A 15719-nucleotide genomic window follows, 5' to 3' on the forward strand; every position below is an offset into this window, starting at 1 on the left:
AAAGCATGCGTATTGTCTGTCCCTTCTGCGGCGAACGCGAACTCGGCGAGTTCACCTATCTCGGCGACGCCAAGCCGCTGCGTCCGGCAGCCGGTGGCTCGGAAGACGAGGTGTTCGACTACGTCTATCTGCGCGACAACATTGCCGGCGAGACCAGCGAACATTGGTACCATGGCGGCGGCTGCCGGGCCTGGCTGAAGATCGCCCGCAACACGCTGACACACGAGATTTCCTCGGTCGAGCCGGCCGCGGGCGTGGGTCAGGCTGCAAAATGAATTCTGTCCAAGTTGGCGCCGCCCCTCACCCTTACCCTCTCCCCGTGAAGAACGGGGAGAGGGGGATCGCCAGCGTTGCGGCCAGTCCCCTTCTCCCCGTCGCTATACGGGAAGAAGTGCCCGGCAGGGCGATGAGGGGCAGCGCGGCGTTCTTACATGATGGCCGGCAATCGTGATCTCCAGTCAATCCCATCGTCTCGCGTCCGGCGGCCTTATCGACCGCTCGGCGCCGCTGAATTTTCGCTTCGACGGCAAAACCTTTGCCGGCTTCCAGGGCGACACGCTCGCCTCGGCGCTGATTGCCAATGGCGTCAAGCTGGTCGGCCGCTCGTTCAAATACCATCGGCCGCGCGGCATCCTGACATCTGGCTCGGAAGAACCCAACGCGCTGGTCGAGTTGCGCACGGGGGCGCGCCGTGAGCCCAACACCAAGGCGACCACCGTCGAACTTTATGACGGTCTGGAAGCCGCCAGCCAGAACCGCTGGCCGTCGCTGCGCCACGATCTGATGGCGGTGAACCAGCTGTTCTCACCAATCTTCGTCGCCGGGTTCTACTACAAGACCTTCATGTGGCCGGCGAAATTCTGGGAGGCGATCTACGAGCCAGCGATCCGCCGCGCCGCCGGTCTCGGTCGCGCCGCGGGCGTTGCCGATCCCGATCATTACGACAAGGCATGGGCGCATTGCGACGTGCTGATCGCCGGCTCCGGCCCTGCCGGGCTCGCGGCAGCGCTCGCCGCCGGTCGCAGCGGCGCCCGCGTCATCCTGTGCGAGGAAGATTTTGCACTTGGCGGCCGCCTGCTTGCCGACGGCGGCACAATCGACGGCATGCCGGCGGCCGAATGGATTTCCCGCACGCTGGCCGAACTCGCCACGCTGCCCGATGTCCGTCTCATGAACCGCACGACGCTGTTCGGCGTCTATGACGGCGGCACTTATGGCGCCATCGAACGGGTCAACGATCACCTGCCCTTCCCGCCCGAACACCAGGTGCGCCAGCGGCTGTGGCGGATCGTGGCCAAACGCTGTGTCGTCGCCGCGGGTGCCATCGAACGGCCGATCGTCTTTGCCGGCAACGACACGCCCGGCGTGATGATGGCTTCGGCAATGCGGACCTATGTCGCGCGCTATGCGGCGACCCCTGCGAAGCGGATCGCCCTGTTCATCAACAATGAGGATGGCTGGCGCACGGTCCAAACCGCGCTTGGCGCCGGACTGCAGATCGCCGCGGTCATCGATGCGCGTCCGGACGTGTCCGCCACGCATCGCGCGCTCGCCGCCAAAGCCGGCTTTGCCGTTTTGAACGGCTCCGTCGTCGGTGTCGAAGGCGGCAAGGACGGTGTCAGGAAAATCTCGATATCGCTGACCGGCGGCGCACGCGCCGAAGTCGAAGCCGACGGGCTTGCCGTTTCCGGCGGCTGGAACCCGGCGGTCGGGCTGACCTCCTGCCATCGCGGCCGGCCGAAATGGCAGGACGATTTATCCGCCTTCGTGCCGGACAGCGCCCCTGTGGGCATGGTGGCCGCTGGTGCCGCCAACGGTGCCTTCGGCCTCGGTGCCTGCCTGCGACAGGGATTCGCCGCCGGTGCGACGGCAGCGCAGAGTGCCGGGCGCGATGGCAATCCCAGCACGCCGCCTGTCGCCGACGATGAGGCTTTTTCGCTGACCCCGCTCTGGCATGTCGCCGGCAAAGGGAAAGCCTTTGTCGACTACCAGCACGACGTCACCGCTGCGGACATCGAACTGGCGCAGCGCGAAGGTTTTGAATCCGTCGAGCATCTGAAACGCTACACGACGCTCGGCATGGCCACCGACCAGGGCAAGACCTCGAACGTCGCCGGCCTCGCCATCCTGGCGGCGGAATCAGGCAAATCCATCCCCGAGACCGGCACGACGATCTATCGCCCGCCCTATGTGCCGGTCGCCATCGGCGCCTTCGCCGGCCATCATCGCGACGAGAATTTCCATGCGACAAGGCTGACGCCGTCGCATCACTGGGCGGCCGAACAGGGCGCGGTGTTCGTCGACACCGGCCTGTGGAAGCGCGCGCAATGGTATCCGCGCGCCGAGAAGGACTGGCTGGACTCGGTCACCCGCGAGGTCAAGGCGGTGCGCGGCGGTGTCGGCTTCTGCGACGTCTCGACGCTCGGCAAGATCGACGTGCACGGCCCGGATGCCGGTGCCTTCCTCGACCGCGTCTACATCAACACCTTCTCCAATCTTGCTGTGGGAAAAGCCCGCTACGGGCTGATGCTGCGCGAAGACGGCATGGTCTATGACGACGGCACCACGTCGCGGCTGGCCGAGGATCACTATTTCCTGACCACCACCACCGCCAAGGCCGGGCCGGTGATGCAGCATCTCGAATTCTGCCGGCAGGTGCTGTTTCCGGAACTCAACGTGCAACTGACATCCGTCTCCGACCAGTGGGCGCAATTCTCGATCGCCGGGCCGAGCGCGCGGGAGTTGCTGAAACAGGTCGTTGATGAATCCGAGGACCTCTCGAACGAGGGGTTTCCATTCATGGGCGCGCGGGAGGTATCCCTTCGCGGCGGCATCGGGGCGCGGCTGTTCCGCATTTCGTTCTCCGGCGAGATGGCGTTCGAGATTTCCGTTCCGGCCCGCTACGGCGACGCGCTGGTGCGCAATCTGATGCTAGCCGGCAAACAATTCGGCGTGACGCCCTACGGCACCGAGGCGCTCGGCGTCATGCGCATCGAAAAGGGCCATGTCGCCGGGCCGGAACTGAACGGCACGACGACCGCCGCCGATCTCGGGCTTGGCAAGATGATGTCGACCAGGAAGGATTTTATTGGCCGCGTCATGGCCGGGCGCGAGGCGCTGGTCGCACCGGATCGGCAGGTCGTGGTCGGCATCAAACCGACCGACAAGACGCGCCGCCTGCGCTCCGGCGCGCATATCATTCCGAAGGCCGAGATACCGGGTCCCGACAACGACCAGGGCTATGTCACCTCGGTCTGTTTCTCGCCGACGCTTGACCAGTGGATTGGGCTCGCGCTTGTCGAGCGCGGCCGCGAGCGCATCGGCGAGATCGTCCATGCGCATGACCCGCTGCGCGGCGAAGACTATGACGTCGAGCTGTGCAATCCCGTCTTCTACGATCCGGATGGAGGGCGCCAGCGTGGCTGAGTTTTCTTGGGCTTCCCGCAGTCCGCTGGAGGATGTCCTTGTCGTGGGCGCCTATGGCGCGCGCGACGTCGAACCGGGCATTTCGCTCACCGAGGTTCGCAATTTCGACCTGATCCAGATGATGGCGCGACGCGGCAAATGGGCGGAAATGGCAAGCACCGCCAAGGACCGTTTCGGCGTTGCCGCCCCGGATGTGCCGAAGGCCGTCAGCGCTTCGGACGTGACGCTCATCTGGTCGGGACCGGATCAGTTCCTCGTCCTGTCCAAGGGCGGCAAGCACGCGATGGACATTTTGAGCCAGGCGTTTTCGCAATCCGCCTCGCTGTCCGATCAGTCGCATGCGCGCGCCCTGATCAGCGTCTCGGGAACGAAGGCGCGCGCCATGCTGGCCAAGCTGTCGTCGCTCGACCTGCACCCGGCGTCGTTCCCGATCGGCGCCGCTGCCGCGACATCGATCGACCACACCAGCGTCAATCTCTGGCGTGGCAATGACCGGCCGGATGGGCAGGCGGTGTTCAACCTTTTGGTGTTTGCCACGTTCGCGGAAAGCCTGTGGCACACGATGCTCGACGCGGCGGCCGAGTATGGCGTCGACATCAGGCTCTCGGAGGAATTGGGGTAGTCTTCGCGCCCTCTCCTTCTCCCCTTGTGGTAGAAGGTGGATTGGCGCGCAGCGCCAAGACGGTTGAGGGGTGCTGGAAGAAACTCGGCGTCAAAGAGTCAAATGATTCTAGGCGCTTACGTCTGGCCGTTGCGATCCGTCCAGCACCCCTCATCCGACCGAGCTGCGCTCGGCCACCTTCTCCCACAAGGGGAGAAGGGAGAACCGCGCCTAGTCGCTCCGGCTTGCCAAAACTGCAAGCACTGCTATTCTTCCCGCTAATATAATTTCACGTACAGGCAAACTTGTTTCTCAAGACATAGGGTCGAGATGAGCCAGTCGCCCTACCCCGCCGTCGTCGCCGGACCGCCCCGGCCGAGCCTGATCCTGCGGCCCGGCCAGATCGCGCTGCCGGCTGGCATGGAGCGCTATTGCGTCCAAGGCAATGGCGCGGCCCTCATCGACGTCGAGGCCGGCGACACGATCAGCGTGCGCAATGTCGAAGGCGGGCAGGCGTGCGAGCTTTTGGCATGGGACAGGAGCGGCGCCACCGACGCCGGCATTTTCGGCGAAAAATCGAACAGCAACGCCGCCGGCATCAAGACGCTGCTGGCCGATGGCGATGACAGCCTCGCTTCCTTGCGCCGAGGGCTCGAGCGACGCCAGGTGCAACTTGATCAAGCAAGGGCGGTTCGCGTCTTCGGCGGCGCCACCCCTGCCGGCACTGAACAGAGTTTTACCGTCGCCCGCGACGGCTCGATGCTCATTGCCGCCCCGGGCGGGCCGATGCTCGTCGACGGCCATGACACGGCGACGCCGCTCAACGTCATTGTCCGGCGCGCCACCATTCGCCCAGCGGCGAAGTCGCAATTGGGCGACCCGCTGGCCGAACCAGTGCTCGATTTGCGCGTCCATTCGGCGACCGCCGAATCCTACTTCGTCAAAGCCGGCGACTATCTGCAGATCATCGATGTCGACGGGCGCCAATGTACCGATTTCCAGTGTTTTTCGGCGCGCAAGCTGGACAAGGGGCGCGACCATCCGCTCGACGTGACGACGACCCGCACGCTGATGGGCTCCAGCTACCCAATGCCCGGCCTGCACTCGAAATATTACGACCAGGACATGGAGCCGCTGGTCGAGGTGGTGCAGGACACATGCGGGCGGCACGATGCATTCGCGCTCGCCTGCGCCGCCAAATATTACGATGATATCGGCTATCCCGGTCACCCCAACTGCTCGGAGAATTTCAACCGGGCGCTCGCCGATAAGGGCGTTAGCCCGCGCGCGGGCTGGATGGCGATCAACTTCTTCTTCAACACGGCGATCGACGCGCATGGCGTCATGGTTTCCGACGAGCCGTGGTCGCGGCCGGGCGACTATGTGCTGCTGCGCGCGCTTACCGACATCGTCTGCGTCTCGTCCGCCTGCCCCGACGACACGACGCCGGCCAATGGCTGGAACCTGACCGACATCCATGTGCGGACCTATTCCGGTCAGCACAAATTCTCGCGAGCGATCGCCAGACGCATGACGCCCGATTCGGAACCGAAAATGACCCGCGAGACCGCTTTTCATTCGAGCTTTGCCAAGCACACCCGCAACTTCGTCGAGTACAGGGGCTATTGGCTGGCCAATTCATTCGCCAAAGAGGGCCCGATCGATGAATACTGGGCCTGCCGGCAGGATGCCGTGATGATGGACCTGTCGCCGCTGCGCAAATTCGAGGTCACCGGCCCGGATTCGGAAGCGCTGCTGCAATACACGCTGACCCGCGACGTGAAAAAACTCGGCGTCGGCCAGGTGGTCTATTCCGCCATGTGCTACGAGCATGGCGGCATGATCGACGACGGCACGCTGCTCAGGCTCGGCAAGGATAATTTCCGCTGGGTCGGCGGCGACGATCTTTCCGGCGAATGGCTGCGCGAGACGGCAATGAGCCTCGGCCTCAACGTGCTGGTGCGCTCGTCTACCGACCAGATGCACAATGTCGCCGTGCAAGGACCGAAAAGCCGCGACATCCTGAAGGAAATCGTCTGGACCTCGCCGCTGCAGCCGTCGATAGAGGAACTCGAATGGTTCCGATTCGCCGTCGCCCGCATCGGCGGCGGCAACGGCATTCCGGTCGTCGTTTCGCGCACCGGCTATACCGGCGAGCTCGGCTACGAGATCTGGTGCCATCCGCGCGACGCCGAAAAGGTGTTCGACGCCATCTGGGAGGCCGGCCAGCCGCACAGCCTGAAGCCGATGGGGCTGCAGGCGCTCGACATGGTGCGCATCGAGGCCGGGCTGATCTTTGCCGGCTATGAATTTTCCGACCAGACCGATCCGTTCGAAGCCGGCATCGGCTTCACCGTGCCGCTGAAGAGCAAGACCGACGATTTCATCGGCCGCGAGGCGCTGATCCGGCGCAAGGAAAATCCGCAGAAGAAACTGGTCGGCCTCGACATCGACGCCAATGTCGCGGTCGGCCATGGCGATTGCGTCCATGTCGGCCGCGCTCAGATCGGCGAGGTCACATCGAGCATGCGCTCGCCGGTGCTGAACAAGAACATCGCGCTGGCCAGGCTTGACGTCACCCATGCCGCCATCGGCACCGAGGTCGAGATCGGCAAGCTCGACGGCCACAGCAAGCGGCTGCCGGCACGCGTCGTCGCCTTCGCCCACTACGACCCGCAAAAAACCAGACCGCGCTCCTGACGATTTCCGGCCTGAAATCAGCTGGCGGCGCGTGCCGCCGGCGCGTGTTCCACATCTGCGATGTGCACAGCTTCACAAAAACGCTTGACGTGAAGGCGTGACGCGTCAATCTTCACTCGTAAGAAAAAAATACTACTGAGCGGAAACGCCTGAGGTCGTTCAACGCGTGCGTCGGTGACGCCTCGCGAGGTGTCGGCTGTCGCCGATGGGGAACATCAAAAATGGGGAATGCACAGATATGAGCACGATAGTCTCTGCCCTGGTGTCGCCTGCCGAAGGGCAGCTGCACCGGAATATCGATTGGCGCGGCGCCTTTTGGGTGGCAAGCGGCGTTCCCGCCCTTGTCCTGTTTTCGATCGGCGGCATTGCCGGCACGACCGGCAAACTGGCATTCCTGATCTGGACCGTGTCCATGATCATGGGCTTCCTGCAATCCTTCACCTATGCGGAAATCGCCGGCCTGTTCCCGAACAAGTCCGGCGGCGCCTCGATCTATGGCGCCACCGCCTGGCTGCGCTATTCCAAGTTCATCGCGCCGCTTTCGGTGTGGTGCAACTGGTTCGCCTGGTCGCCGGTGCTGTCGCTCGGCTGCTCGATCGCCGCGGCCTACATCCTCAACGCGCTGGCGCCGGTGCCGCTGTTTACCGACACCTCGCCGGAAGTCGCCGCCTATCTCGCGGCAAATACCGGGGCGAGTGCCGCCGATGCCATCGCGGCGGTGAGCGCGGCCGCAACACCGGCGATCCGCAACTGGACGCTCTACGGTCACACGCTGGGTCCGGTCTCCTTCACCTTCAACGCCACCTTCTTCATCGGTGCGGTGCTGATGCTGATCATCTTCTCCATCCAGCATCGCGGCATCCTGGGCACCGCCAACGTGCAGAAATATATCGGCCTGTTCGTCATCATTCCGATGCTAATCGTCGGCGTCGTGCCGATCATCACCGGCCAGATCGACTGGGCGAATTTCTCGCCGCTGGTGCCGCTCGCGGCCGCCTATGCGCCCGAGCCCGGGGCGTGGAACATCGCCGGCTGGACGCTTGTTCTCGGCGGCATGTTCATCGCCGCCTGGTCGACCTACGGTTTCGAGACCGCCGTCTGTTACACCTCCGAGTTCAAGAATCCCGGCACCGACACCTTCAAGGCGATCTTCTATTCCGGCCTGCTGTGCATGCTGCTGTTCATCCTGGTGCCGTTCACCTTCCAGGGCGTGCTCGGCTTGAACGGCATGCTGGCGACCCCGATCGTCGACGGCTCCGGCGTTGCCGACGCCTTGGCCGGCATGGTCGGCGGCGGACAGCTGATCCATAGCCTGCTGGTGATGCTGATGATCCTGGCCCTGGTGCTCTGCATCATGACGGCGATGGCGGGCTCCTCGCGTACCCTCTACCAGGGCTCGGTCGATGGCTGGCTGCCGCGCTATCTCAGCCACGTCAACGAGCATGGCGCCCCGACCCGCGCGATGTGGACCGACCTGATCTTCAATCTGTTCGTGCTGGCCATCGCTTCGGCCGATGCGACCAGCTTCTTCTTCATCCTCGCCGTTTCGAATTGCGGATACATCATCTTCAACTTCCTCAACCTGAATGCCGGCTGGATCCACGCATCGACAACGGCCACATCGCGCGGCCGTGGAAGGCACCGAGCTGGCTGCTCGGCCTCGGCGCCATCCTTGCCTATGTCAACATGATCTTCATGGGCGCCGGCGCCAAGGTCTGGAACCCGATGGCGCTGTGGGCAGGACTCATCACGGCTGCCCTCATCATCCCGGTGTTCTGCTTCCGGCATTACGTCCAGGACAAGGGCAAATTCCCCGACCACATGCTGGCTGATCTCGGCATGACATCGTCCGATCTCGCCGTCAGAAAGGCGGGCATCCTGCCCTACCTGACACTGATCGCCGGCGTCGTGGTGATGCTGCTAGCCAACTGGCTGTTCGTCATCTGACATCGGCCTGAAAGGATCGAGTGCGGACCGCCGCGCTCGATCCGATTTGCTTCCAGAGGCTCGTCGCAAGCTCGCTCACTGGAAGCTCGCGATCGCGAGGTCGGGTAGTGTCTCAGTTTGAAATTTGACGCCGCGCTTGTCGCGATCCGGGCCGAACTCCTATATGCTTAGCGGAAAGCATTGGAGCGGCAATGAAGCTTGAGAGCACCATCACTTGCCCGGACTGTGGGCACCAGTCTGTGGAAACGATGCCGACCGACGCCTGCGTTCACTTCTACGAATGCAAAAACTGCAGGTTACTCCTGAAGCCCTTAGCGGGCGATTGCTGCGTTTTCTGCTCATATGCCGATCTGCCATGCCCGCCGCTTCAGGAGAGTAGCCATGCCAACCGGATCTAAAGGCCAGAAGCGCCCCGCCGACGTGATCGGCAACGCCGTCCGCGTCATGCGCATTGCGACCGGTACAGGAAGCGGAATAGCGAATGATTGTCAGGATAGCAGAACTGGAGATCGATCCCGACCAGATCGAGGCTTACGGCGCACTCCTATCAGAAGAGATTGAAGCCTCGGTGCGGCTAGAACCTGGGGTCATCTTCCTGTACGCGCTGTCGGTCAAGGGAAGCTGCGATAAGGTGCTGGTGATTGAAGGCTACGCTGATCAAGCAGCCTATGAGGCGCACCTCACCACGCCACATTTTCTCAATTACAAGACTCAAACTGCCGACATGGTGAGATCGCTTCGGCTAATCGAGACGGACCCGATCTCGCTCAAAGCGAAAAATCAGATTTCAAACTGAGACACTACCCGAGCAACGACCCGCCGCCGAGGCGGGTTTTTTGTTTCAGGCTTTGCCAGCATCTTGGCGGTCAGCGCCGCGGTGGAGGATTGGCAGGCGGATCGCTCAATCGATCTTGATGAACACGCCCTTGGTGTTGAGATACTCGTCGAGGTGCTCGGCGCCGCCCTCGCGGCCGTAGCCGCTCATCTTGTAGCCGCCGAAGGGCACGGCCGGATCGATGGCGTGATAGGTATTCACCCAGACCGAGCCGGCGCGGATTTTTCGCGACAGCTGGTGCGCGGTGGCGACATTGCGGGTGAAGACCCCGGCAGCAAGACCGTAGGGTGTGTTGTTGGCCCGCTCGATCGCCTCATCGAGCGTATCGAACGGCAGCGCCGAAATGACCGGCCCGAAGATTTCCTCGCGCGCGATCTTCATGTCGTCCGAAACGCCGGCAAAGACCGTCGGCGCGACGAAATTGCCAGCGGCCAGCGCGCCTTCCACAAGGCGCGTGCCACCGGTGACGAGGATTGCGCCCTCCGCCGTGCCGGCTTCGAGATACGAGGCGACCCGCTGCAACTGCTTTGCCGAGACTAGCGGACCGATTTCGGTTGCCGGGTCGATGCCGTCGCCGATCCTGAGACCCTTGGCATAGGCCGCCAGCCGCTCGACGAACTCGTCATGGATGGAGCGCTCGACGAACAGGCGCGAGCCGGCGATGCAGATCTGGCCGGAATTGGCGAACACTGACATCGCCGCCACCGGCACCGCTCTGTCGAGATCGGCGTCCGCACAGACGATGACCGGCGACTTGCCGCCGAGCTCCAGCGAGACGCGCTTGAGGTTGCCCGCCGACGCCCGGACGATCGACTGGCCGGTCGCCGTCGAGCCGGTGAAGACGATCTTGTCGACGCCCATATGCTCGGCAAGTGCCGCACCCGCCTCGGCGCCGGTGCCGGTCACGATATTGACGACGCCTTGGGGAACGCCGGCCTCGTTCATGATGTCGGATATCAACAGCGGCGTCAGCGGTGCCTCTTCGGAAGGTTTCAGCACCACCGTGCAGCCGGTGGCCAGCGCCGGTCCGATCTTCCAGATCGAAGCGGCCGTCGGTGCGTTCCACGGGATGATGGCGCCGACGACGCCGACCGGCTCCTTGCGCGTGAAGGAGATGATTTCGCCCGGCAGCGAGTTCTCGATCGTCTCGCCATGCAGGGACGTTGCCATGCCGGCGTAATAGCGCAGCATACCGATGACACGGTTGCGGTTGGCGCGGGTGCGCACGATCGGCATGCCCATGTCGGTCGTGTCCGAGCGGCTGATCTCCTCCCAGTGCTTTTCGAAGAGGTCGGCGATCTTGAGGAGCAGCACCTGCCGCTCATAGGGCTTGAACCGGCTCCATGGCCCGTCGAAGGCCCTGCGCGCCGCGGCCACCGCCAGCTCGATATCCTCGCGGTCGCCGCGCGGCACCGTGGCAATGACCGCGCCGGTGGCGGGATTGCGGGTCCCCATGGTCCGGCCCGAGCGGGCGTCGACCCAGGCGCCATCGACGAACATCTGACGGTGGCGTCCGTCGATCGGCTGGCGCAGCGCCACCGGTGTCTGAGCTACGGTCATGACGTCCTCCTCCAGCGCTCTGCCGGTGGGCGGATTTAATCCCTGGACGTCACATCTGCCAACAGCTCTATTCGGCTGCCAGAGCCAGTCGCGGTCTGTCGTCGTTTTCTGCCAGCTCCGGCTCGGCCGCCTGCTCCGCGTCCTCGGCCTTCTTGCGCTCCCTGCCGAAGAACAAGGCATAGCCTGCCGGAAGGACGAGAATGGTGAGCACCGTGGCGACCAGGATGCCGCCCATCATGGCGTAGGCGAGCGGACCCCAGAAGACGCCACGCGAAATCGGGATCAGCGCCAGGACCGCCGTCAACGCCGTCAGCATGATCGGCCGGAAACGGCGGACCGCCGAGCCGATGATGGCCTCCGAGTGTTCCATGCCGGCCGCGATATCCTGGTCGATCTGGTCGACCAGGATGATCGAGTTGCGCATGATGATGCCGAGCAGCGCGATCACGCCGAGGATGGCGACGAAGCCGAACGGTGCGCCACTGATCAAAAGTGCCGCCGCCGCGCCGATGATGCCGAGCGGACCGGTCGCCAGCACCAGCATCGCCTTGCCGAAGTGCTGCAGCTGGATCATCAGCAGCACGACGATGACGGCCAGCATGATTGGAGCTTTCGCAGCAATGGAGGCCTGACTTTCGGCCGAATCCTCGGCGCCGCCCTGGATCTCGATGTTGTAGCCGGGTGCCAGACCGTCGCGCAGGCCTTGCATCTCGCTGTACATCTTCATCACGACATCGTTCGACTGCACGCCATCCGGCAGCGTGGCACGCACGCTGATGGTCGGCAGGCGGTCGCGGCGCCATTCGACGCCTTGCTCCAGCACCGGGACGACCTTGGCGACCTGCGACAGTGGCACGAAGCCACCGAAATCCGTCGGGACAGAGACCGAGTCGACCGCCGACAGCAGGTGGCGGCTCGCCTCCGGTTCCCGGGCGACGATCGAAACGGTCTCCTCGCCGTCGCGGAAATCATCGAGCGGCGCCCCCGTCATGCTTGCCTGCAGCGTCTGGCGGATGCGCTGCGAGGTGACGCCGAGCGCCCGGGCGCGATCCTGGTCGATCACCAGCTTCATCTCCGGCACTGGCTCCAGCCAGTCGTCGTGAACGGCGCCGAGCAGCGGATTTGCCTGGAACTTCGCCTTCACCTCGTCGGCGATGCGGCGCACCTCCTGGCGATCCGGGCCCATGACGCGCATCTGCACCGGCCAGCCCGTGGGTGGCCCGAGGAACAGGCGGTCGACCTTGGCGCGGACCGACGGGAGATCCTCGGCCAGAATGGTGCGCAGCTTGACGATCAGCCGTTCGCGGGCCGGTTCGTCATTGGCCATCACCAGAAGCTGGGCGAAGTTCGGATTGCGAAGCTGCTGGTCGAGCGGCAGGAAGAAGCGCGGCGCGCCCTCACCGATATAGGTGGCGATGAAGCGCTTGTCCTTGTCGTCCATCATCCTGGTTTCGAGCGCCTTGGCCTGCGTCTCGACTTCCTTGATGCTGGTGCCCTCCGGCAGCCAGAGGTCGACAAGGATTTCCGGACGCGATGACTGCGGGAAGAAATTCTGCGGGATGAACTGGAACGCCCACAGGCTGGTTGCGAAGGTCACCAGTGTCATGGCCAGCACGATGATGCGGTGGCGCACGGACCAGCCGACGGTGGCGCGAAGCCGGCGGTAAAAGGGCGTATCGAAAACATCGTGATGGCTGCCGGCGTGTTTTCGCTGCTTGAGGATCATATGACCAAGCCACGGCGTGAAGTAGACCGCCACGAACCAGGAGACGACCAGCGCGATGCCGACGACGTAGAACAGCGTGCGTACGTATTCACCGGCCGTCGAGGCCGCGAAGCCGACCGGAATGAAGCCGGCCGTGGTGATCAGCGTGCCGGACAACATCGGGAAGGCCGTCGAGGTATAGGCGAAGCTCGCCGCCTCGACCTTGACAAGTCCTTCCTCGAGCTTGCGCTCCATCATTTCGACGACGATCATCGCGTCGTCGACGAGCAGGCCGAGCGCGATGATCAGCGCGCCGAGCGAAATGCGCTGCAGATCGATGCCGATCTCGTACATGATGGCGAAGGTGGCGGCCAGAACGAGCGGAATGGTGATCGCGATCACCAGGCCCGAACGCCAGCCGATCGTCAGGAACGAGACGACAAGCACGATCAGCAGCGCCTCGCCAAGCGCTTCCATGAACTCGGTCACCGCTTCCCTGACGACTTCCGGCTGGTCGGCGATCTGATCGACCGAAACGCCGTAAGGCAACGCCTCTTCGAAGCGGTGATAGGTCGCCTCAACGTCCTTGCCGACATCGGTGACGTTGAAGCCCTTGGCCATGACGACGCCGACCTGGACACTGTCGTGCCCGTTGAAGCGGTATTTGCGCTGATAGGGGTCTTCGAGGCCTGTGGTCACGGTGGCGATGTCGCCGAGGCGCGTCACCTGGTTGCCGGCGCGCAGGCGAAGTTCGCGGATGTCGGCCGCCTCCGTCACGTTGCCTTCGACCGAGATGCGCACCGAACGCTGGCCGGTGTCGACCGAGCCTGCCGGATCGACATTGTTCTGGCCCTTGATCGCGTTCTGCAGATCGGTGAGCGTCAGGCCGCGCTCGGCAAGTACCTTGGACGAAACGTCGATGTAGAGTTTTTCCGGCTGGTCGCCGATGATCACGGCCTTTTCGACGCCGGGCGTCGTCAGCAGCATGTCACGCGCCTGGATGGCTAATTTCTTCAGCTCGGGATAGCTGTAGCCGTCGCCGCTGATCGAATGCAAGGTGATGAAAGTGTCGCCGAACTCATCGTTGAAGTAGGGCCCGAGCAGCCCCTGAGGCAGCTCATTGGCGATGTCGCCGACCTTCTTGCGTACCTGGTAAAAGGCATCCGCGACTTGCGTGGGATTGGTGTCGCCTTCCACCTGCAAGGTGATGATGGCGCTGCCGGCGCGCGTGTAGGAACGGACGAAATCGAGATGCGGCGTTTCCTGCAGCTTGCGCTCGATCTTGTTGACGACCTGGTCCTCCATCTCCTGGATCGAGGCCCCCGGCCAGACAGCCTGGACGACCATGACGCGGAAGGTGAAGTCCGGGTCTTCCTTCTGGCCCATGCGCATCAGGCCGAGCGCACCGGCAACGATGATCAAGCCGAACAGGAACCGCGCAATGCTCGGGTGCCCGATTGCCCAGCGCGAAAGATTGAAGGGCCGCTTTTCATTGGTGTCGGTGGTCATAGCGCCAGTCCATTTGTCTGATCGTCAGCGCACGCACACGGCATGCCCACGGAGCTTCTAATGCTGGCTTCCGGGCGGCGAGGCTTTCCGAGCGGAGAGACACTCATCGCGGTGGGACGCGAGGATCGATGTGGGGGGTTACATCGACCTGACGTCTCGACAATCGGGCACCTGCCGCCCGGAAACCATGACCTGCTTGACCTCGCGGCTTGCGCCGATGCGAGGAAAAGCCGGTTTAATTTGCTTGGCCGTCAGCGCACGCGCTTGGCGGCATTGCCATCGTCGTCCGCCGATGCGGACTGTTGCACCGCATCGCCGGTCAGCTTGACCTTCAGATTTTCGGCCATGAATTGCGTGCCCGCCGCAACGACGATGTCGCCGGGGTTCAATCCTTCGGCAACATGCACGCCGTCGGCGGTGAACTCGGCGACCTTGATCGGACGCGCATGGACGGTCTCGCCGTTGCGGTCCACGGTCCAGACGACCTGCTGGCCATCCTTTTGCGCTAGGGCGCTCAACGGGATCGATACGCTCTGCGGGCTGTTGTTGGCCGCCGACGCCTCAATGTTCGCGGTCATGCCGAGAAGCACGCGCGGATCGTTGGGCAGGCTGACGCGAACGGCAAAGGTACGCGACTGCTGATCGGCGCTGCCGGCGACTTCACGGACCTTGCCGTCGAGCGTCAACGCATCGTCGGACCAGAAGCTTGCCTTGACATTCTTGCCCGGCTTGAACTGGGCGATATCCATTTCCGGAACGGCGATCAGCACTTCCTTTTCGCCATCGACGGCAACCGTCACAACCGGCGTGCCGGAGCCGACCACCTGACCGACATCGGCGGCGACTGATGTGACGATGCCGTTCCTGTCCGCCTTGAGGTCGGTGTAGAGGACCTGGTTTTTCGCCTGATCTAGCGCTGAGCGGGCGGAATTTCGGGTGGCGACTGCCTGATCATAGCTGAGCGTTGCCTGTTCGAGCTGCGATTTCGACGCAAAGTTCTTGGCAAACAACTGTTCGGCACGACGGCGGGCAAGGCCTGTCGTCTCGACCTGCCGCTCGGCCGCCTCGAGGCTGGCCTCGGCGCTGTTGACCGAAAGGTCGTAGTCGGCGGGATCGATGCGGGCCAGAACGTCGCCCGGCTTCACGCGCTGGCCGATATCGACCAGGCGCTCGGTGATCTTGCCGTTGATGCGGAACCCGAGATTCATCTCGGTGCGGGCGCGCACCGATCCGGAGTAGGAAAGCTCACGCGTATCGTTCGCCTTGGCGATCTCGACGACCTTGACTGGCCGGATAATGTCCTTGACCTCCACTTTTTCTTGCGAGCAGCCGGCGAGCCCGAGCGCCGCGAGGACGACCAGAGCCGGACCAACGGCCGGTAGCCTGTTCATGATGGATTTGGACAAAGACACTTGCGTACTCCCGAACTGGAGATG

General features: G+C 63.6%; 9 protein-coding genes and 1 pseudogene. 7 read left to right on the forward strand and 3 right to left on the reverse strand.

Annotation, left to right across the window (positions count from 1 at the left end):
- Positions 1–5 precede the first annotated feature (5 nt).
- The 7 genes and pseudogenes from IHQ72_RS30775 to IHQ72_RS30805 all read left to right on the forward strand — a co-directional run bounded on the left by IHQ72_RS30775 (position 6) and on the right by IHQ72_RS30805 (position 9470).
- Positions 6–275 (forward strand): sarcosine oxidase subunit delta, encoded by a 270-nt coding sequence (locus tag IHQ72_RS30775; protein WP_258119364.1) that lies wholly within the window; start codon positions 6–8, stop codon positions 273–275.
- Positions 276–450: 175 nt separating this feature from the next.
- Positions 451–3426, forward strand: a complete 2976-nt coding sequence (locus IHQ72_RS30780) for a sarcosine oxidase subunit alpha (protein ID WP_374120416.1) — start codon at positions 451–453, stop codon at positions 3424–3426.
- Positions 3419–4048 carry a sarcosine oxidase subunit gamma gene (locus tag IHQ72_RS30785; protein WP_258119366.1) on the forward strand — a complete coding sequence of 210 codons (630 nt, stop codon included), beginning with the start codon at positions 3419–3421 and terminating at the stop codon, positions 4046–4048. The genes IHQ72_RS30780 and IHQ72_RS30785 overlap by 8 nt, the downstream gene beginning before the upstream one ends.
- A gap of 309 nt (positions 4049–4357) precedes the next feature.
- Positions 4358–6727: a trimethylamine N-oxide demethylase gene (locus tag IHQ72_RS30790; protein WP_258119367.1), complete on the forward strand. Its 2370-nt coding sequence runs from the start codon at positions 4358–4360 to the stop codon at positions 6725–6727.
- A gap of 238 nt (positions 6728–6965) precedes the next feature.
- Positions 6966–8674, forward strand: a pseudogene (locus IHQ72_RS30795) (trimethylamine N-oxide permease).
- A gap of 191 nt (positions 8675–8865) precedes the next feature.
- Positions 8866–9072 carry a GDCCVxC domain-containing (seleno)protein gene (locus tag IHQ72_RS30800; protein ID WP_258119368.1) on the forward strand — a complete coding sequence of 69 codons (207 nt, stop codon included), beginning with the start codon at positions 8866–8868 and terminating at the stop codon, positions 9070–9072.
- An 83-nt stretch (positions 9073–9155) separates the two neighbouring features.
- Positions 9156–9470, forward strand: coding sequence for a putative quinol monooxygenase (locus IHQ72_RS30805; protein WP_258119369.1), 315 nt, complete (start codon positions 9156–9158; stop codon positions 9468–9470).
- Between the two features lie 105 nt (positions 9471–9575).
- Here the strand turns inward: IHQ72_RS30805 and IHQ72_RS30810 are convergent, their stop codons facing one another.
- From IHQ72_RS30810 to IHQ72_RS30820, 3 genes are all read right to left on the reverse strand, one after another.
- Positions 9576–11069, reverse strand: a complete 1494-nt coding sequence (locus IHQ72_RS30810) for an aldehyde dehydrogenase family protein (RefSeq protein WP_258119371.1) — start codon at positions 11067–11069, stop codon at positions 9576–9578.
- Positions 11070–11136: 67 nt separating this feature from the next.
- On the reverse strand, positions 11137–14283 hold the full coding sequence (locus IHQ72_RS30815; protein ID WP_258119372.1) for an efflux RND transporter permease subunit: 3147 nt from the start codon (positions 14281–14283) through the stop codon (positions 11137–11139).
- Between the two features lie 251 nt (positions 14284–14534).
- Positions 14535–15674: an efflux RND transporter periplasmic adaptor subunit gene (locus IHQ72_RS30820; RefSeq protein ID WP_258123987.1), complete on the reverse strand. Its 1140-nt coding sequence runs from the start codon at positions 15672–15674 to the stop codon at positions 14535–14537.
- Positions 15675–15719 lie beyond the last annotated feature (45 nt).

Source organism: Mesorhizobium onobrychidis (assembly GCF_024707545.1).
In the GTDB taxonomy this organism is placed as follows: Bacteria; Pseudomonadota; Alphaproteobacteria; order Rhizobiales; family Rhizobiaceae; genus Mesorhizobium; species Mesorhizobium onobrychidis.